Below are 17,761 nucleotides of genomic sequence, written 5' to 3'. Positions count from 1 at the left end.
ATGCGGAAGCCGCGCGGACGCGGGAACGCTTTGCGGTTGAAAGAGCGGGGCGGGTCGTGGAAAATTTCGAGGCAATGAATCCGGAGTTTCACAAGCCCGAAGTGCTCGCTCCCGCGGGCGGGTGGGAGTGCGCCAAGGCCGCCGTCGAAAACGGCGCGGACGCGATTTATTTCGGCGTCGGACGCTTCAACGCCCGCGTGCGCGCGGACAATTTCGTCGCCGACGACCTGCCGAAGCTGATGCGCTTTCTGCACCGCCGCGGCGTGCGCGGATACGTCACCTTCAACACGCTGATTTTTTCCGACGAACTCGCCGAAGCCGCTTCGGAGCTTCGCCGCATCATCGAGGCGGGCGCGGACGCCGCGATCGTGCAGGACGTGGGCGTCGCGCGGCTCATCCGCGAAATTTCGCCGGACTTTCCCGTTCACGCCTCGACGCAGATGACGATTTCGTCCGCCGCGGGCGTGCGCTTCGCGCGGGAACTCGGCGCGTCGCTCGCCGTGCTTTCGCGCGAGGTGAACGTGCGCGAGCTCGCCGCGATCGTCGCGCGCGGGAACGCCGATCCCGCGTGCGCGCTCCCGCTGGAGCTTTTCGTGCACGGCGCGCTGTGCGTGGCGTATTCCGGGCAGTGCCTCACGAGCGAGTCTCTCGGCGGGCGCTCCGCGAACCGCGGCGAGTGCGCGCAGGCGTGCCGTCTGCCCTACGAGCTGATCTGCGACGGCGAGAAGGTCCCGCTCGGCGCTCGCCGCTACCTGCTTTCGCCGCGCGATCTGTGCGGCATCGAGATGCTGCCCGAGCTGATGCGCCTCGGCGTGCGTTCGCTCAAGATCGAAGGGCGACTGAAGTCGCCCGAATACGTCGCCGCGATCACGCGCGCGTACCGAGACTGCGTCGATCGTATCCATTCCATGATTACGGACGGCGTTCCCGCGGAGACGCTCGCGGCGTTCGCGAAGCAGCTGCGGGAACGCCACGGCTACGCGCTCGAAATGGCGTTTTCGCGCGGACTGCACACGGGCTGGCTGCGCGGCGTGAACAACCGCGAGCTCGTCCACGCGCGCTTCGGGAAAAAGCGCGGCGTGTTTCTCGGCACGGTTTCCGGCTTCGGGAAGGACGGCGTTTTCGTGCGCCTCGAAGCGCCGCTGAAGTCCGGCGACGGCGTCGTCTTCGACGCGGGAACGCCCGAGGAGAAGGAGGAAGGCGGCTACGTTTACGGCGTGGAAAAGGCTCGCGGGAACGGCGAAGTCTTCGTGCGTTTCGCGCGCGCGGGAATCCGCTGGGAACGCGTGCGCCGCGGCGACCGGCTCTGGAAGACCGCCGACCCCGCGCTCGCTTCCGAAATCCGCGAGACCTTCGCCGGCGAACAGCCGCGCTGGGCGCGCAAGGTGAACATGCGCGTCGTCGCCGAAGTCGGCGCGCCGCTCCGCGCGAGCTGCGACGACGCCTGCGGGCACGAAGTCTCCGCGGAGCAGGGCGATCCGCTCGTTCCCGCGACGAACACGCCCGCGACGGACGCGTGGCTGCGCGAGCAGTTCGGGCGGCTCGGCGGCACGGGCTATTATCTCGACGGCTGGGAGGCCGCGATTTCCGGCGCGCCGCTCGTTCCCGCGAGTGTCGCGAACAAGCTCCGCCGCGCCCTCGTCGCCCGCCTCGACGCCGCCCGCGAAAATTCCGTGAAGTGGACGACGTATCCTAAAAAAAATTACGCGGAAAAATTCGCCCTTCGGAATTCGGGATTCGAAAATGAGTCGTCGCCGCCGGCGCTGATTCCCGTCGTGCGGGAGCTCGCGCAGCTCGAGGCCGCGCTCGCGTTCGGCGCGAGGACGATTTACGCCGAGTTCGAAAATCCGCGCGACTACAAGACCGCCGCCGAGCGCGCGCACGCCGTGCCCGGCGCGGAATTCTGGGCGCAGCCGCCGCGGGTCTTCAAGCAGGCGGACGACGAGGCGGGCATTCTCCGCCTCGTGCGCGAATGCGGCGCGGACGGCTTTCTCGTGCGCGCGCACGAGCACCTTTACGCCTTCGCGGGAGCGCGTCTGCGCGGCGATTTTTCGCTGAACGTCGCCAATCATCTCACCGCCGGGCATTTCCTGCGGGAACGCGGGCTGGAGCGCGTCACGGCGTCCTACGACATGAATCTGGAACAGCTCCGCGCCATGCTCGCGCGCGTTCCCGCGCCGGAGAAAATCGAGGTCACGCTGCACCAGCACATGCCGATGTTTCACATGGAGCACTGCGTTTTCTGCACCTTTCTTTCCGAGGGAAAAGATTTCCGCGACTGCGGGCGCCCGTGCGAAAAGCACGTCGTGCGCCTGCGCGACCGCACGGGGCTGGAGCATCTCGTCAAGGCGGACGCGGGCTGCCGCAACACGGTGTACAACGCGCGCGCGCAGACGGGCGCGGAATTTTTCGACGAACTGCGCGATGCGGGCGTGCGCTTCTTCCGCGTCGAATTCGTCGACGAAACGCCCGAGCTCGTGACGGAAATCCTCGCGCGCTACCGCGATCTGCTCGCGGGAAAAATCGACGGGAACGCGCTCTGGCGAGGCCTTCGCCTCGAATCCAAGCTCGGCGTCACGCGAGGAACGCTGAAAGGTTGAGTGCTGTGGAGGTCATCGTCGCAGTTCTTTTCATAGTCTTCTTCTTCGTCGTCTTTTTTAGAAGCGGGACGGCGAAAGCTCTTTTCAGTTGGGAATCCGCAGAGCATAAGGGCGCCGTAGGCGAAGGACGAGTTGCCCACATTTTGAATGATTTTCCGGAAGAATATTTCTGTTTTCACGATCTATGCTTTTTGACGGATACGGGTTCTGTGCAGATTGACCATCTCGTGATTTCTGTTTACGGAATTTTCATCATCGAGACCAAAAATTACAAGGGATGGATTTTGGGAAGTGAGGGCGCGGAGCTTTGGACTCAGAGCGTTTACGGGAGGCGTTACGAGTTCAGAAACCCTTTACGCCAGAATTTTTCGCACCATTGTGCGTTGGCGAAAATTTTGAACGTTCCTAGATTCAAAATTACTCCGCTTGTCGTCTTTGTGGGGTCTGCAGTCCTCAAATGCAGGACAAAGTCCGCCGTCATTTATTCGTTTCAGTTGTCGGACTTTATTTTAAGCCGCCGCGAAAATCAGATTTTTACTCAAGAAGAAGTTCAAGAGCTTCTCCGGAAAGTTGAGACGGAGAACGTTGTGGAGGTCGAGAAAAGACACGAGCATATCGATTCGGTCAAGCAGTGCGTGGAGAAACGGCAGGATCTCATAAATCACGATGTTTGCCCTCGATGCGGGGGACGGTTGCTTGTTCGTAACGGGAAATACGGAACTTTTAGAGGGTGTGAAAACTATCCTCGCTGCAGATTTACGACGAGGTGAAAAAAGAAAGATGAAATCAGATTTCGGAGCATCCTTTCGCGCGGTGATTTTCGACATGGACGGCACGCTGCTCGATTCCGAGCGGCTGAGCGAGCGCGCGTGGGACGCGGCGGCGCGCGAAGTCGGCGAACGCGTGACGCGCGAAATTTTTCTGAAGATGGTCGGGCACCGCTCCGACGACTGCATGACGATTCTCGAGCGCGAGGTCGGGCGCGCGCTCCCGCGGGAACGCGTCGTCGCCTCCGCGCGGGAACACTACGCGCGGCTCGTGGACGCGGGCGTTCCGCTGATGCCGGGCGCGCGGGAAATGTTCGATTTCGCGCGTTCCCGCGGCTGGAAGATCGGCGTGGCGACCTCGACGCGGCGCGCGTCCGCGCAGGAAAAACTCGCGCGCGCGGGGCTTTGGCGCTTCGTCGATGCGGCGACCTGCGGCGACGAAGTCTCCGTCGGCAAGCCCGACCCGGAAATCTACGCGGCGACGGCGGCGAAGCTCGGCGTTCCCGCGCGGGAGTGCCTCGCCGTGGAGGATTCGCCGACGGGCTTCCGCTCGGCGTTTTCCGCGGGCTGCGTCGCCGTGCTCGTTCCCGACCTCGTCGCGCCTTCGCCCGAAGCCCTGCGCGACGCCGCCGGCGTCTTCCCTTCGCTTCTCGCCCTGCGGGAACGCCTGAGCGCCTGAATTTTCAACCCAAGAATCACGACCATGAACACCGTCATCTTCAAGTGGAACCCCGCGATTTCCTCGTATCGAATCGGCAATTACATTTACGACATGGAGGAGTCTGCGTTCGGCGGGACGCCGGACTACAACTGGAGCGTCTGGGATTATGAAAAAATCGTTCCCGGCGACCGCTTCTTCTGGCTGAAGGTCGGTCACGGGAGCGTCGGAATCGTCGGGAGCGGCGAAATCGTCTCCGCGCCCTTCGAGGCTGAGGACTGGAGCGGAAAAGGGCGGCGAACGTTCTACGTGAATTTTCTGCCCGACGTCGTGATCAATCCCGCGGCGATGCCGATTCTGACGCTGAGCGAGCTCGAGCGCGGGATTCCCGGCTTCGACTGGCGCAAGGGACATTCCGGAACGGTGCTCCCGCCCGAAGCGGCGGAGAAGCTCGAAGCGCTCTGGAGCGATTTTCTGAGCGCGAACGCGGAGCTTTTCGCGAAGGCGCTCGACCGCGACGAAAAAGACCTGGTCCACCTCCGCTCCCGCGCGGACGCTTCCTCCTGAGCCGTGAAATCGGGCGGAATTAAAACCCTATTGACAAAGTAGGGATTTAGGCGTTTCATGTCCGAAATTCAACCAATTCACTTCAATTCATCACGCAAAGAATCATGAGCAATCCTCCTGCATCCTTCATTCAGACGATCGGCAAGACGCCGCTCGTCCGCCTCAACCGCCTCGGCGCGAATCTTCCCGCGGAGGTTTATCTGAAGTGCGAATTCCGCAACCCTGTCTTTTCGGTGAAAGACCGCATCGCCGCCGCGATGATCGACGCGGCGGAGGCGGCGGGAACGCTTACGCCCGACTCTCTCATCATGGAGCCGACCAGCGGCAACACGGGCATCGCGCTCGCGGCGATCGCCGCCGCCAAGGGCTACAAGTGCGTGCTCGTCATGCCCGAATCGATGTCGCTTGAGCGCCGCACGCTGTTGCGCATGCTCGGCGCCGAAGTCGTCATCACGCCCAAGGGCCGCGGCATGGCGGGCGCGATCGAATACGTCGAAAAGAAGGCGAAGGAGCAGGCGAACGTCTTCGTGCCGCGCCAGTTCGAGAATCCCGCCAATCCCGCCGCGCACTACGCGACGACCGGCCCGGAAATCTGGGAGGCGACCGGCGGGAACGTGGACGTCTTCGTCGCCGGCGTCGGCACGGGCGGCACGTTTTCGGGAACGACCCGCTTCCTCAAGGAAAAGAATCCAAAGCTCTACGGCGTCGCCGTCGAACCCGCCGAAAGCCCGGTGCTTTCCGGCGGCAAGCCCGGTCCGCACGGCATTCAGGGCATCGGCGCGGGCTTCGTGCCTAAGAATTTCGACGCCTCGCTCGTCGACGAAATCCTGCCCGTGAAGACGGAAGACGCGCTCGCGACCTCGCGCGCGATCGCCCGCACCGAAGGGCTGCCCGTCGGCATTTCCTCGGGCTCCACGGCGTGGGCCGCGCTCGAACTCGCGAAGCGTCCGGAATTCGCGGGCAAGCGCATCGTCGCCATCGCCGCGAGCGCGACCGAGCGCTACCTTTCGACGCCGCTCGCCGCCGTCGCCGCTCAGGAAATGGCGAACCTCACGGTCTCCGAAACCTGACGCGCGTTTTCCGCGCACGCGAAAAGACGTTCCCGCCTCGCCGCGGGAACGTCTTTTTCTATGTCCGCGTTTCGGCGAAAATGCGTGTTTCTTTGCGGGAGCGAATCTTTTAGAATCCGCGGCATGAGCAAAAAAATCGTGATCGGCATCGGCGAAATCCTGTGGGACGTCTTCGGCGAGGAAAAACGGCTCGGCGGCGCGCCCGCGAATTTCGCGCACCACGCTTCGCAGACGGGCGCGGAGGGCGTCGCGGTCTCGGCGGTCGGCGACGACGCGCTCGGCGACGCGATCTTCGCCGAACTCGCGGGGAAAACGCTGCGCGCGGAATTCCAACGCGTCTCCGGGGTTCCGACCGGCACGGTCGCGGTTTCGCTCGACGCCTCCGGCTCGGCGCGCTACGCGTTCCCGAGCGATTCGGCGTGGGACCATCTCGCCTTCACGGAGCACCTGCGCGATCTCGCGGCGCGCGCCGACGCGGTCTGCTTCGGCACGCTGATGCAGCGCTCCGAGACGTCCCGCGAGACCGTCCGCGCCTTCTTGCGCGCGACGCCCGAAAACGCTCTGCGCGTCTTCGACGCGAATCTGCGCGCGGATTTTTATTCCGAAAAGCTCGTGCGCGAATCGCTCGCGCTCGCGAACGTCCTCAAGATCAACGAGGACGAACTGCGCGTGCTCGGCGGATTCTTCGGCGTTCCCGCGGGCGACGCCTTTGCCGCGCGGCGCGACCGCTTTTTCGAAACCGTCTTCGCGGCGTTCCCGTGTCTGCGCTTCGTCGTGCTGACCTGCGGCGGCGACGGCAGCTTCATCGCCGCGCGCGACGGCGAATTTTCCTTCGTCGCGGCGGATGCGGGAACGCGCGTCGTCGATACCGTCGGCGCGGGCGATTCGTTCACGGCGACGTTCACGACGGCGCTCCTCGCGGGCAGGCCGCTCGCGGAGGCGCATCGCCTCGCGGCGGACGTCTCCGCGTTCGTCTGCTCCCGCGCGGGAGCGATGCCGGAACTTCCGGATGCGCTCAAGGCGCGCCTCTGAGCGGCTTCAGCGTTCGAACGGGATGATTTCGCCCGAGCGCGAAACGACCATGCCCGCGTCCTTTTCGAGACCGGTGAAATGGACGACGTCCGGGCGGTTCGCCGTGCCGAAATCGAGATAGACGAGCGTTTCCGTCGCCGAAGGGTTGCGGACGACGTGCGCGCCGCTCGGATTCGCCGGGAACGCGATCGCGTCGCCCGCCTTCAGCCGGATTTCCCCGTCCGGCGTGCGCACGGCGGCCTCGCCGCGCACGATGAAGAAGACTTCCTCGTTCTCCTCGTGGTAGTGGTAGCCGTAGGCGCTTTCGCCCGGCGCGACCTCGACGAAGTTCGCCGCGCATTTGGCGACGGCCTCCGCGGGAACGATCGGGCGGATCGTGAATCTGTTGCCGCGCGGTCCCGTCTGCGGGAACGCTTCGGCGGTTTCGACGTTTTTGATGATGATGTGCTTCATTGCTTTTCCTTTGTCTGATTAAGGTTCGACAATTCTACGCTTATCGGTTTATTTTGTGAAGCAGGCACAATTTTATAATGCAGTATGAAAAAAGAAACTAATGATAAAATCGAGGCTAGCAGGACGATCGGAACCGGCCTTTCGCGCTGCCCGGTGCAGATTTTTTTGGACGTCATGGGCAGCAAATGGCGCATTCTGATTCTGCGCGACCTGTTTTCGGGAACGAAGCGCTTCGGCGAACTGCTTCGGAGCGTCGGCTGTTCGCAGAAGGTGCTGACGGACAACCTGAAGGATCTTTGCGAAAAGGGAATCGTCTCGCGCGAGGCGTTCCCGACGATTCCTCCGCGCGTGGAATATTCGCTGACGGAGCTGGGGCGGACGCTGCGCCCCGTGCTGAAGGCCGTCGCGAAATGGGGCGAGTTCTACCGCGGGCTGAGCGGCGGCGCGGAATGATCGCCCGAGCGCGCTCACAGCGCGACGAGCAGGCGCGCGACGGGCGTTCCCGCGGGAGCGTCGGGCAGGGCGTCGAAGAGCGCGATGACGTCCGCGTTGCCGAGCAGCAGGCAGCCGTGAGAGTTCGGCGCGCCGAGTTTGTGCTCCTGGTTCGTGCCGTGAATGTAAACGAATCTTGAATACGTGTCCACGTCGCCGCCGCGGTTGTGCCCGTCCTCCTCGCCCTGAATGCGCAGGATGCGCGAGGTGATCAGATTTTCGTCGGGCGCGTTCTTCAGAAATTCGGAAAAGTGCATGCCCGTGGAGACGCGCGCCTTGAAGACTGTTCCCGCGGGAGCGCCCGCGCCGATTTTTTCGACGACGGAAAAAAGCCCGTCCGGCGTGCCGAGCGAATTTTTCACGCACGAGGGCGCGGCACGCGAGGTGGAGATGCGGTATTCGGCGACGAGCGCGTCCGCGCGGAAGTGCCACAGCCGCTGCGCGGGAACGGAGGCGACGAGCGCGTCCGCCAGCGCGGGAAGGCGCAGCATTTCGCATTTGCGTTTCAGCTCGGCGAGGAGCATTCTTGCGCACTCATATTTTTCAGAATTTTTCTCAGCAGAAGGCAAAATCATATGACATACAAAGTCGGTATCGTAGGTGTGACGGGCGCGGTCGGGCAAGAAATTCTTTCGCTGCTCGCGTCGAGAAACTTCCCCGTGGCGGAGCTGCGTCCGCTCGCGTCGAAGCGCAGCGCGGGCAAGACGGTCGATTTCGGCGGCAGGACGTGGACGATCCGCGAGGCGGTTCCGGAAGCGTTCGACGGGCTCGACTTCGCGATCTTTTCCGCGGGCGGGAGCGTCTCGAAGGCGCTCGCGCACGAGGCGGCGAAGCGCGGCTGCGTCGTCATCGACAACAGCTCTGCGTTCCGCATGGATCCCGACGTTCCGCTCGTCGTTCCCGAAATCAACGCGCACGCGCTGAAGAACCACAAGGGCATCATCGCGAATCCGAACTGCTCGACGGCGATCGCGCTCATGGGGCTTTACCCGCTGCACAAGGCGTTCGGGCTGAAGCGCTTCTTCGCCTCGACGTATCAGGCCGTTTCCGGCACGGGCGCGGCGGCGATGGAAGAGCTGAAGAAGCAGGTCGTCGCGTGGGCGTCGAACGAGCCGATCGAGCACTCCGTCTATCCGTATCAGATCGCGTTCAACGTGCTCCCGCACGTGGACGTGTTCCTCGAGGACGGCTACACGAAGGAGGAGATGAAGATGCTCAACGAAGGCCGCAAGATCATGGAGCTGCCGAGCCTCGTCTGCACCTGCACCTGCGTGCGCGTTCCCGTGTTCCGCGCGCACTCGATTTCGATCGACGCGGAATTCGAAAAGCCCGTGGACGTCGAGGCGGCGCGCAAGGCGATCGCCGAATTCTCCGGCGCGGAAGTCCGCGACGATCCCGCGAACAAGATTTACCCGATGCCGCTCGACTACCAGAACAAGGTGAAATGCGGCGTGGGCCGCATCCGCAAAAACACGGCGTTCGAGAACGGTCTCGCGCTCTGGGTCTGCGGCGACCAGCTCTGGAAGGGCGCGGCGCTCAACGCGATTCAGATCGCCGAAGAAATGGACCGACAGGGCCTGCTGAAGAAGTAAGCCCTCCCGCGCGGTCCGCAGGCGCGCGGCGTTCCCGCCCGGGGAGCGCCGCGCGTTTTTTTTATGCGGGAACGCCGGAAAGGACGGCGCGAAAAATCCCGCGGAGAGTTCCGCGGGATCGGTTCGAAGCGCGGCGTCGCGCTTACTGCAGTTCTTTGATGATTTCGCGGGAGGCGGCGAGTTCGGCTTCGAACGCCGCGAGGTCGCCCTTGAGCTCTTCGAGCTCGACGTTCTTCGCGGCGACGAGGGCGTCGGCTTCGCGGGAAAGTTCGCGCAGGCGGACGATTTCGCCGTTGAGCTCGTCGGCGCGCAGTTTCGAGGCCTCGATTTCGGCGAGCAGCTTTTCGGCGCGCGCCTTTTCCTCGGCGAGCGCGGCTTCCGCGCGGGAACGCGCCTCGAGCGCTTCGAGGCGCTGCTTCGCGGCGTCGTCGGAAAAGAGCTTCATCTTCGCCAGATCGTTGTCCTTGACGGCGATGACGTTCTTGAGCGAGTCGTTCTCTTCGAGGAGCTTCTTGCTGTCCTCGACGGATTCGGCGTTGAGCTTTTCGAGCGCCGCGATGCGTTCCTTGAGCGTGAAGACCTCGCGGTTTTCCGCGCGGAGCTTTTCGACGACGGCCTGCTTCTGTTCGCTTTCGGCGGCGACGGCGCGCATTTCGAGCGCGAAATAAATCGCCAGCGCCCCGAGAAGGACGGCGGCGATTAAAGTGTAGACGGTTGATTTTTTCATAAGAAAGAAAATTTTAGGACGAAATTTTTCGGGCTTAAAGCGGAAAAATCGGGACGGGCGTTCGGCCGCTTTCGCGGGAACGTCTTCCGCAATCCCCGCCGGTCCGCGTCCGGAAGGGAGTTCAGCGGAGCGCGAGAACGAGCGATTCCAGCGCCTGCGCGAGCAGAAGAAGCGGCTTCGCGAGAGCGCCGAAGATCGGCCCGAGCACGATCTGCAGAAACGAGTTGCCCGGCGAAGGCAGCAGAATCAGCGCGAGCAGAATCCACCACGCGTTGCGGGAGATCTTGTCGAAGACGTCCTGGCTCATCTTCACCGTGTTGAAGAGCAGGCGGGAACCGTCCAGCGGCGGAACCGGAATGAGATTGAAGAGCATCAGCGCGAGATTGAGCTGCAGGAAGAGCGAAAAGAATCTGACGTGCGGCGCGATCGCGTCCTGCGTTCCCGCGCCGAAAAGCCCCGCGGAGACGCCCAGCAGCGCGGCGCCGAGAATCGCGAGCAGCAGGTTCATCGCGGGGCCGGCGAGCGTCGTGAGCACGTCGTCGCGCTTGCGCGTCTTCGGGTTCGGGAGCGAAATCATGACGGGCTTTCCCCAGCCGAAGATGATGCCGGGCGCGCCGCCGAGCAGGGCGGGAACGAAGATCATCAGCCCCGGCAGAATCAGCGTGCCGAAGCGGTCCGCGTGCGCGAGCGGGTTCAGCGTGACGCGTCCGAGCCGCCGCGGGAGCGGGTCGCCGCATTTGTCCGCCATCCACGCGTGTCCGAATTCGTGGAGCGAGATCGAGATGAGCAGCGCGATGAAGAGCAGCGCCGACTGGCGCAGATTTTCAAGGTAGGCGATGCCCGCGAAAAGGTCGAAGGAATGCGTCATGGTTTTTCGGATACGTTTTTCGTTTTTTCGGAAAGGATTTCGCGCACGCGTCCGCGGGAACGTTTGAGGCGCGGATCGGCGCCGGCGCGGAGGATTTTTTCCGCCTCGGCGAAGCGCCCGAGCTCCGCGAACGCGCGCGCGCGATGCAGTTCAAGCGTTTCCGCGACGAATTTTCGTGCGTCGGAATCGGCGGCGCCGAGTTCGGGGGCCGCCGCCGCGAGATTTTTCGCGAGCGTCCACGCGTCGAGCGCGGCGGCGAAGTCGGGCTCGGCGACGTCGTAAAAGGATTCGGCGTAGCGGACGGCCTCGTCGAGCGCGCCGGGGCGGAGCGCGCGCGCGGCGCGGAAGGCGTTCTGCATCGCCGCGTCGAGCGTTCCCGCGTCGGCGAAGACGCCCGCGGCGAGGAGTTCCGCGCGAAAGACGCGCAGGATTTCGCCGAGCTGCGTTTGGTATTCCGCCGTTCCGGGCTCGAGTTCGACGGCTTCGCGCAGACGCCGCGCGGCCTCGGCGAAGTCTCCCCGCTCCGCGGCGATCGCGCCGAGCTGCTGGCGGACGACGGCCCAGTCCGGGCGGAGTTTTTCCGCTTTTTCGAGGCGTTCCCGCGCGGCGTCGTCCTCGCCGCCGTCGCGCAGAAATTTCGCGCAGAGCACGAGCGCGCGCGCGTCGTCGGGAAATCGCGCGAGGAAGTTTTCGTAGCGCGAGGCGACGGCCGCGAGGCGGCGGGAACGCTCGAGGTCGGAGAGCTTCGCGTCGCGGATTTCCGCGAGGGTCTCCCGCTGCGCGCGGACGATTTCGAGCAGCTCCGCGTCGCGCGTCTTCCGCTCGGCGGCGCGGACGGCTTCGGCGGTCGCGTCCGGCGTTCCCGCGTCGGGGCACGTCGCGGCTTCCGTCGCGGGGAAGAGCGCGGCGGCGAGCGCCGCGGCGGCGGCGAGCGTCTTTTGCGTCTGCGGGAAGGCGGGCATCGCGAAAAAATTTCCGAAATTATACGGGAACGAAATTTTTTATTGAAGCGCAAAGGGCAAAGTAAAATAATTCCTTTTCGCTGACGGCGAAAATCCTTTCCCGCCTCGGCAGCACTTAAATTCAATACAATCAAATCAATGGCCGATATCATCGACTCCGTGATGCAATCCGTGATTGCACGAGATCCCGACCAGCCCGAGTTTCATCAGGCGGTCGCCGAAGTTCTTCACTCGCTGAAAGACTTCCTCAAAAAAAATCCCAAATACGCCAAAGCCGCCGTTCTCGAACGCATGGTCGAGCCGGAACGCGTGATCATGTTCCGCGTTCCCTGGGTGGACGACAAAGGCAACGTTCGCGTGAATCGCGGTTTCCGCATTCAGATGAACAACGCGATCGGGCCCTACAAGGGCGGTCTGCGTTTTCACCCGTCCGTGAATTTGAGCATTCTCAAATTCCTCGCGTTCGAACAGGTCTTCAAAAATTCGCTCACGACGCTCCCCATGGGCGGCGGCAAGGGCGGTTCCGACTTCGACCCGAAGGGCAAGAGCGACAATGAAGTCATGCGCTTCTGCCAGTCGTTCATGACGGAGCTCTATCGCCACATCGGCGCCGACGCGGACGTTCCCGCGGGCGACATCGGCGTGGGCGGCCGCGAAATCGGCTACCTCTTCGGCATGTACAAGAAGATCACGAAGCAGTTCGAAGGCGTCCTCACCGGCAAGCCCCTTTCCTACGGCGGCTCGCTGATCCGCCCCGAAGCGACCGGCTACGGCACGGTTTACTTCGCGCGCGAAATGCTCGCGACGCGCGGCGATTCCTTCGAAGGCAAGAAGGTCACGATCTCCGGTTCCGGCAACGTCGCGCAGTACGCGGCGGAAAAGTGCCTTGAGCTCGGCGCGACGGTGCTGACGCTCTCGGACTCCAACGGCACGATCGTCGCCAAGGACGGCATCACGAAGAAGCAGCTCGCGTGGATCATGGATCTGAAGAACGTGAAGCGCGGCCGCATCGCCGAAGCCGCCAAGAAGTTCGGCTTCGAATACCTCGAAGGCAAGCGCCCGTGGTCCGTCAAGTGCGACATCGCGCTTCCGTGCGCGACGCAGAACGAGCTCAACGGCGCGGAAGCGAAGACGCTCCTCAAGAACGGCGTGATCTGCGTCGCCGAAGGCGCGAACATGCCCTCGACGCCGGAAGCGATCGAAGCCTTCCAGAAGGCCGGCATCCTCTACGCGCCGGGCAAGGCGTCCAACGCGGGCGGCGTCGCGACCTCCGGTCTCGAAATGTCGCAGAACTCGCTGCGCCTTTCCTGGACGCGCGAAGAAGTGGACGCGCGCCTGCTCAAGATCATGCAGGACATCCACGAAGCGTGCGTGAAGTACGGCAAGAACGCCGACGGCTCCGTCGACTACGTGCGCGGCGCGAACGTCGCGGGCTTCGTCAAGGTCGCCGACGCGATGCTCTCGCAGGGCGTCTGCTGAGTCCGTTCCGAAGCTCACGAAAGAAGCGCGTTCCCGCCTCCGCGGGGACGCGTTTTTTTGTCTCGCGGGCACTTTTCAAATTGCCAGAGCGGGGCTTTCGGGGTTTCATGGCGCAGTTATGAATTTACCCCCAAATAAAATTCCGCGCCACGTCGCGTTCATCATGGACGGCAACGGCAGATGGGCGGAAGCGCGCGGGCTGGCGCGCGCCGAGGGGCATCTCGCGGGGACGCGGGCCGTCGTCCGCACCGTCGAAAACGCGTTTCGCGCCGGCGTCGAGTACGTGACGCTCTACGCGTTCTCGTCGGAGAACTGGCGCCGCCCGCCGGAGGAGATCCGCGCGCTGATGGCGATCATGCTGCGGTTCCTCGACGAGCAGGAGGCCGTTTTTCTCAAGAACGAGATCCGTCTCGAAACGCTCGGCGATCTTTCTCCGTTCCCGCAGGACGTGCGCGACGCGATCGCCGCCGTCAAGGCGAAGACCGAAAAGTTTTCGGCGCGCACGGTCGTCGTCGCGCTCAATTACGGGTCGCGCGCGGAAACGCTCCGTGCCGCGGAAAGATACGCCGAGGACGTGCGCCTCGGGCGCGTCGCCGCGGGAACGCCGCTCGACTGGGAGCGCTTTTCCGGCTACCTGTGGACGGCGGGCGTCCCCGATCCCGATCTCGTCGTGCGCACGTCGGGCGAATCGCGGCTCAGCAATTTTCTGATGCTCCAAAGCGCCTACGCGGAACTTTATTTCACGGACGTTCCTTGGCCGGACTTCGGCGAGGCCGAGCTGCGCGATGCGCTCGCCTTTTACGCGTCGCGGGAACGCCGCTTCGGCAAGACTTCGTCGCAGATCCGCGCCGAATCCGGACCAAGTTCCTGACTCCTTTTCCTCCGAACCTCATCCTCAGAAAATCTCACCATGCTCAAACGCACCTTCAGCACGTTCTTTCTCCTCGCCGTTCTTTTCTGCGCCGTTTATTTCGGGCGCGTCTACGGCGTGATCGGTCTCGCGGCGCTCGTTACGACGCTGGCGCTTCACGAGTTCTACTGCCTCGCGGCGAAGCCGAGTTTCGGCGGGAAGCCGCGCCGTCTCGTCGGGCTCGTCGCGGGCGCGTGCTTCGTTCCCGTGGTCTATTTCGGCGCCTCCCGCGGCGAAGTGACGTCGGGCACGGAGATCGCGATGCTCGTTCCCGCGGCGGCGGTTCTCGCGTTCAGCGTTTACGCCGTGCTACGTCTGCACCGCGACGCGGCGTGGCGGCTTCCCGCGTTCGTCGCGCCGCTTTCGACGGGGCTCGGGCTGCTTTACCTGCCGTTCATGGTCGGATTTTTCGCGCTGCTCGTCGGGCAGTTCGCGGACGAAATGAACGGCGTGCTTTTCTGCCTCTGGGTGCTGCTTTCGACGAAATTCACGGACGTCGGCGGGCTGCTCGGCGGCAAGTTCTTCGGGCGGCACAAGCTCGCGCCGAACGTTTCCGCGGGCAAGACCTGGGAAGGCGTCGCGGGCGGCGTGCTCTGTTCGATGCTCGTCGGCGCGCTGACCGTCTGGGCGCTGAACGCCTGCGGCGCGTGGAACCTCGCTTCCGGCGACGCGCTCGCGCCCGCGGGAAAAATCGTGCTGCCGGAGACGTTCTTCTTCTCGCCGCTCGCGGGAGCGCTCTGCGCGGTTCCGTTCGCGCTGACGAGCGTCGTCTCCGACCTCATCGAGAGCGTCGTCAAGCGGCAGGCGGGCGAAAAGGATTCCGGCGCGACGATTCCGGGCATGGGCGGCGCGCTGGATCTGCTCGACAGCCTCGTCCTCGTCGCGCCCGTCGGCTACTGCATGGTGAAGTTCGTGATTCTCTGAGCGCGGAGTGCGGAGGAGGTTATGAGGTTATGAAGGTTGATTGCGTTCGCTTCGCGAAAAAGATTTTCGAAATCCTTTCGGCGAAGCCGAGCGCAAAGAACTTCCATAACCTCATAACCTTCATAACCTCATAACCTCCACAACTCCGTCACTTCCATCACCTCTTCCGCAAAAAAAACTCCCGGAACGCGGAAGCGCTTCGGGAGTTTTTTTTGCGGGCGGGAAGGGCGTTCCCGCGTCAGGTGCGGACGATTTCGCAGTGCCCGCCGGCGCAGGCGGCCTCGCCCTGGAGGTTGGTGTTGTCCGTGTCTTCGCGCATCAGCGTGTAGTCCACCGGATGATACGCGAGGGCTTCCCAGCGCATCAGGTCGGCTTCGTCGGCGACGGCTTCGTTCGGCGCCTGCGGATAGACCTTGTCGCCGAGGTACTGAATCAGCGAGACGCCGGTGAAGAATTTCCGGTTGTCCCAGATGAATTCGGAGACGGAATCCCACTCGTTCTCGCGCACGACGACGGTGTTGGAGACGTTGTGGAAGAGCCCCGGATTGTATTTTTCGTGGCGGCGGCCTTCGCAGACCCAGTTCTGCTGGACGAGCTTGACGTAGCCGAGGAACTCGATCGCCTTGACGTCGTCGCGGACGATGGCGCCCGGGCGCGCCTGAATCGGGAACGTGATGACGTCGTCCGTGGCGGGCGCGTAAACGCTCGGCTCGGTCATCTGCGGGTTGATGTCGTGGAAGAACTTGTACACCGGTTCCTGGCGGTTCGCCTGCACGCGGCGGAAGTAGCGTTTCGCGTGGTGCGGGTGGATGCCGGAAGCGGTGCCGAGGAGTAGCGAGGCGGTGCCTTCGGGCTTGACGCAGGTCGCGCGCGCGGCGGGCGCGATGCCGATGATGTTCGCGACGCGCTCGTTCTCGTCCTTGACGACCTGCGCGCCGCGGCGCAGCGTTTCCGGATCGAGCATGATCTTCGGATTGTCGAGAATGCCCGTGATGGAGACGCCGAGCAGGGATTCGCGCTCGTTGATGAACTGCGTGACGGGACCGAGGTAGGGCATCTTCGTGTAGGACGCCTGCAGGGTGCCGATGAACGCCGCGTTGCGGCAGGATTCGTAGAAGTCTTCCGCCGTGGCGCACGCCGCCGCGTTGATCGTGGTGAGGTTGCACATCTGCCAGCCGAACACGCGGTCGCCGATCTTGAGCTCGCCTTCGTAGCCGAGCTCGCGGAGGCGGTCGACGTCCGCCTGGTCGCGGATGTCCGCGAACGGCGCGAGCCCGATTTCGACGCAGGGATTCGCGCCGTAGTCCTCGTTCTCGACGAAGTAGAAGCCGGGTTCGCCGTATTCCTTCTGCTTTTCGAAAAGGCGCAGGAAGACGTCCTTCGGCGTCGTGTTGCGGTTGATGACGGCGGAATTGTTCGAGGCGGAGCGCTGCTGGTTTTCGTTGAACCAGTTGCCGGTCTTCGCCGTCATCATTTCCTCGTCGTCGGGCGAGAACAGGCAGATCGTCGCCGAGCGGCGGATGCCGCCGGAGAGCACGGCGCGCGCGGCGAACATGAGAATGTCGTAGGCTTCGATCGGGCGCATGCTGCGTCCGGAGACGCCGCCGAGGATGCGCCGGATGTTTTCGAGCGCGCGGCGCAGCGGCACGTGGCCCGGCGCCTTGCCGCCGGAAGTCTTCAGCGGCGTGCCCTTGGAGCGGATCTTCGAATAGTTGAACTCGACGAGGTGTCCCGTCAGGTAGGAGCGGACGAGCGCGTCGAGCGCGTCCGCCCAGCCCTTGATGGTGTCTTCGATCTCGAAGTGAATGACGGGAAGCGTCTCCTCTTCGCCGCGTTCGGGGAAGGGCGGCAGCTGTTCGATGTGGCGCTTCTGGACGGAGAAGCCCGTTCCCGTGCCGCAGAGCAGCAGCCACAGCGTTTCGCGGAACGCCTCGATGCGGTTGACGAAGGTGAACGCGCAGTTGAACATGCGCGCCTCCTCCTTTTCGATCGGAATGCCGCCGAACTGCATCGAGCGCATCGACGGGAGGACGCGGCGGTCCGCCACGGCCTTGAACGCGGACTTGATCTGGTCGGCGAAGGCGGGCGTTTCCGCACCGAAGAGGGCGGGCTGGCGGTCCACCCACGCGAAGCGGCGCAGATGCATGTTGCGCACGCGCTCGACCGGTTCGGGCCACACTTCGCGGCGGCCGAGATCCTTGCGGTAGCGCGAGTATTTCGCGACGGCGATGTAGTCCTGAAGCCCGTTCGGACGCGGCACGGAGGCCTGCGCGAGCAGGCGCGCCTTCGTGCGCTCGGCGCGGTAGAGAATGTAGGCTTTGGCGGCCTTGAATTCGCCGAAGCCCATCAGCGTCTGCTCCACCGTGTTCTGAATGTCCTCGACGGACGGTTCCTTGCCCGCTTCGAGCGAGCCGAACGTGCGGTTTTCGACGAATTGGGCGACGTCGTCAGCCACCTGGACGTGCTCGGGGGAGAGTCCGAAATTCTGAAGATCGTGCCAGTTGGCGGGAGAGAAGACGCTCGCGAGGGCGGCGCGGACGGCGCGGACGATGCGGGAACGGTCCCACTCGACCTTGCGTCCGTCGCGCTTGACCACCTGCGGGAACGTTCCCCGGTCAGCGGAAAGATTGCGCATGTGAAGTCTCCGATTTACAGCAGAA

At 63.8% G+C, this 17,761-nt stretch carries 17 protein-coding genes; 11 read left to right on the top strand and 6 right to left on the bottom strand.

Features of this window, described 5'->3' with window-relative positions; translation table 11 throughout:
- Positions 1-74 precede the first annotated feature (74 nt).
- The 6 genes from ACQREB_RS00760 to ACQREB_RS00735 all read left to right on the top strand — a co-directional run bounded on the left by ACQREB_RS00760 (position 75) and on the right by ACQREB_RS00735 (position 6,694).
- Positions 75-2,600, top strand: a complete 2,526-nt coding sequence (locus ACQREB_RS00760) for a DUF3656 domain-containing U32 family peptidase (protein WP_427764114.1) — start codon at positions 75-77, stop codon at positions 2,598-2,600.
- Positions 2,601-2,605: 5 nt separating this feature from the next.
- Positions 2,606-3,370 carry an NERD domain-containing protein gene (locus ACQREB_RS00755; protein WP_427764112.1) on the top strand — a complete coding sequence of 255 codons (765 nt, stop codon included), beginning with the start codon at positions 2,606-2,608 and terminating at the stop codon, positions 3,368-3,370.
- A gap of 43 nt (positions 3,371-3,413) precedes the next feature.
- Positions 3,414-4,046: an HAD family hydrolase gene (locus ACQREB_RS00750; RefSeq protein ID WP_427764111.1), complete on the top strand. Its 633-nt coding sequence runs from the start codon at positions 3,414-3,416 to the stop codon at positions 4,044-4,046.
- Positions 4,047-4,070: 24 nt separating this feature from the next.
- Positions 4,071-4,592, top strand: a complete 522-nt coding sequence (locus ACQREB_RS00745; RefSeq protein ID WP_427764108.1) for a hypothetical protein — start codon at positions 4,071-4,073, stop codon at positions 4,590-4,592.
- A gap of 104 nt (positions 4,593-4,696) precedes the next feature.
- Entirely contained in the window at positions 4,697-5,662 is a 966-nt protein-coding gene (cysK, locus tag ACQREB_RS00740; protein WP_427764106.1) for a cysteine synthase A, read from the top strand.
- A gap of 123 nt (positions 5,663-5,785) precedes the next feature.
- Positions 5,786-6,694 (top strand): PfkB family carbohydrate kinase, encoded by a 909-nt coding sequence (locus ACQREB_RS00735; RefSeq protein WP_427764103.1) that lies wholly within the window; start codon positions 5,786-5,788, stop codon positions 6,692-6,694.
- A 6-nt stretch (positions 6,695-6,700) separates the two neighbouring features.
- On the opposite strand, the gene ACQREB_RS00730 is transcribed toward ACQREB_RS00735, so the two are convergent.
- Positions 6,701-7,147 carry a cupin domain-containing protein gene (locus ACQREB_RS00730; RefSeq protein WP_427764101.1) on the bottom strand — a complete coding sequence of 149 codons (447 nt, stop codon included), beginning with the start codon at positions 7,145-7,147 and terminating at the stop codon, positions 6,701-6,703.
- A gap of 84 nt (positions 7,148-7,231) precedes the next feature.
- Between ACQREB_RS00730 and ACQREB_RS00725 the strand changes: the two genes are divergently transcribed.
- Positions 7,232-7,600 carry a winged helix-turn-helix transcriptional regulator gene (locus ACQREB_RS00725; protein WP_427764100.1) on the top strand — a complete coding sequence of 123 codons (369 nt, stop codon included), beginning with the start codon at positions 7,232-7,234 and terminating at the stop codon, positions 7,598-7,600.
- Positions 7,601-7,614: 14 nt separating this feature from the next.
- Here the strand turns inward: ACQREB_RS00725 and ACQREB_RS00720 are convergent, their stop codons facing one another.
- Positions 7,615-8,163 (bottom strand): L,D-transpeptidase family protein, encoded by a 549-nt coding sequence (locus tag ACQREB_RS00720; RefSeq protein WP_427764097.1) that lies wholly within the window; start codon positions 8,161-8,163, stop codon positions 7,615-7,617.
- 51 nt (positions 8,164-8,214) lie between these two features.
- On the opposite strand from ACQREB_RS00720, the gene ACQREB_RS00715 reads away from it, so the two are divergent.
- Entirely contained in the window at positions 8,215-9,231 is a 1,017-nt protein-coding gene (locus ACQREB_RS00715) for an aspartate-semialdehyde dehydrogenase (protein WP_427764094.1), read from the top strand.
- Between the two features lie 142 nt (positions 9,232-9,373).
- Here the strand turns inward: ACQREB_RS00715 and ACQREB_RS00710 are convergent, their stop codons facing one another.
- The 3 genes from ACQREB_RS00710 to ACQREB_RS00700 all read right to left on the bottom strand — a co-directional run bounded on the left by ACQREB_RS00710 (position 9,374) and on the right by ACQREB_RS00700 (position 11,788).
- Complete coding sequence (locus ACQREB_RS00710) at positions 9,374-9,958, bottom strand: hypothetical protein (protein WP_427764092.1); 585 nt, start codon at positions 9,956-9,958, stop codon at positions 9,374-9,376.
- A gap of 121 nt (positions 9,959-10,079) precedes the next feature.
- Positions 10,080-10,826 carry a site-2 protease family protein gene (locus tag ACQREB_RS00705; protein WP_427764090.1) on the bottom strand — a complete coding sequence of 249 codons (747 nt, stop codon included), beginning with the start codon at positions 10,824-10,826 and terminating at the stop codon, positions 10,080-10,082.
- On the bottom strand, positions 10,823-11,788 hold the full coding sequence (locus ACQREB_RS00700; protein ID WP_427764089.1) for a hypothetical protein: 966 nt from the start codon (positions 11,786-11,788) through the stop codon (positions 10,823-10,825). The genes ACQREB_RS00705 and ACQREB_RS00700 overlap by 4 nt, the downstream gene beginning before the upstream one ends.
- Positions 11,789-11,926: 138 nt before the next feature.
- Between ACQREB_RS00700 and gdhA the strand changes: the two genes are divergently transcribed.
- From gdhA to ACQREB_RS00685, 3 genes are all read left to right on the top strand, one after another.
- Positions 11,927-13,267: an NADP-specific glutamate dehydrogenase gene (gene gdhA, locus ACQREB_RS00695; protein ID WP_427764087.1), complete on the top strand. Its 1,341-nt coding sequence runs from the start codon at positions 11,927-11,929 to the stop codon at positions 13,265-13,267.
- A 118-nt stretch (positions 13,268-13,385) separates the two neighbouring features.
- The gene (uppS, locus tag ACQREB_RS00690) at positions 13,386-14,138 is read left to right on the top strand and encodes a polyprenyl diphosphate synthase (protein WP_427764084.1); all 753 of its coding nucleotides are present in this window, start codon (positions 13,386-13,388) and stop codon (positions 14,136-14,138) included.
- 39 nt (positions 14,139-14,177) lie between these two features.
- A complete protein-coding gene (locus ACQREB_RS00685) occupies positions 14,178-15,101 on the top strand; it encodes a phosphatidate cytidylyltransferase (protein ID WP_427764082.1) in 924 nt (307 codons plus the stop codon).
- 238 nt (positions 15,102-15,339) lie between these two features.
- Here ACQREB_RS00685 and ACQREB_RS00680 read toward each other — a convergent pair whose 3' ends face one another.
- Positions 15,340-17,736 carry an ATP cone domain-containing protein gene (locus tag ACQREB_RS00680; protein ID WP_427764081.1) on the bottom strand — a complete coding sequence of 799 codons (2,397 nt, stop codon included), beginning with the start codon at positions 17,734-17,736 and terminating at the stop codon, positions 15,340-15,342.
- Positions 17,737-17,761: the final 25 nt, after the last annotated feature.

Source organism: Candidatus Spyradosoma sp. SGI.093, assembly GCF_050314555.1.
Lineage (GTDB): Bacteria > Verrucomicrobiota > Verrucomicrobiia > Opitutales > UBA953 > Spyradosoma.
This window is presented reverse-complemented; position numbering and strand designations above follow the sequence as displayed.

Bases quoted from the DNA above. Each gene is read 5' to 3' on its own strand.
- ACQREB_RS00760 (WP_427764114.1), top strand. From the start codon at position 75: ATGAATCCGGAGTTTCACAAGCCCGAAGTGCTCGCTCCCGCGGGCGGG.
- ACQREB_RS00745 (WP_427764108.1), top strand. From the start codon at position 4,071: ATGAACACCGTCATCTTCAAGTGGAACCCCGCGATTTCCTCGTATCGA.
- cysK (WP_427764106.1), top strand. From the start codon at position 4,697: ATGAGCAATCCTCCTGCATCCTTCATTCAGACGATCGGCAAGACGCCG.
- ACQREB_RS00735 (WP_427764103.1), top strand. From the start codon at position 5,786: ATGAGCAAAAAAATCGTGATCGGCATCGGCGAAATCCTGTGGGACGTC.
- ACQREB_RS00730 (WP_427764101.1), bottom strand. From the start codon at position 7,147: ATGAAGCACATCATCATCAAAAACGTCGAAACCGCCGAAGCGTTCCCG.
- ACQREB_RS00725 (WP_427764100.1), top strand. From the start codon at position 7,232: ATGAAAAAAGAAACTAATGATAAAATCGAGGCTAGCAGGACGATCGGA.
- ACQREB_RS00720 (WP_427764097.1), bottom strand. From the start codon at position 8,163: ATGCTCCTCGCCGAGCTGAAACGCAAATGCGAAATGCTGCGCCTTCCC.
- ACQREB_RS00715 (WP_427764094.1), top strand. From the start codon at position 8,215: ATGACATACAAAGTCGGTATCGTAGGTGTGACGGGCGCGGTCGGGCAA.
- ACQREB_RS00710 (WP_427764092.1), bottom strand. From the start codon at position 9,958: ATGAAAAAATCAACCGTCTACACTTTAATCGCCGCCGTCCTTCTCGGG.
- ACQREB_RS00705 (WP_427764090.1), bottom strand. From the start codon at position 10,826: ATGACGCATTCCTTCGACCTTTTCGCGGGCATCGCCTACCTTGAAAAT.
- ACQREB_RS00700 (WP_427764089.1), bottom strand. From the start codon at position 11,788: ATGCCCGCCTTCCCGCAGACGCAAAAGACGCTCGCCGCCGCCGCGGCG.
- gdhA (WP_427764087.1), top strand. From the start codon at position 11,927: ATGGCCGATATCATCGACTCCGTGATGCAATCCGTGATTGCACGAGAT.
- uppS (WP_427764084.1), top strand. From the start codon at position 13,386: ATGAATTTACCCCCAAATAAAATTCCGCGCCACGTCGCGTTCATCATG.
- ACQREB_RS00685 (WP_427764082.1), top strand. From the start codon at position 14,178: ATGCTCAAACGCACCTTCAGCACGTTCTTTCTCCTCGCCGTTCTTTTC.
- ACQREB_RS00680 (WP_427764081.1), bottom strand. From the start codon at position 17,736: ATGCGCAATCTTTCCGCTGACCGGGGAACGTTCCCGCAGGTGGTCAAG.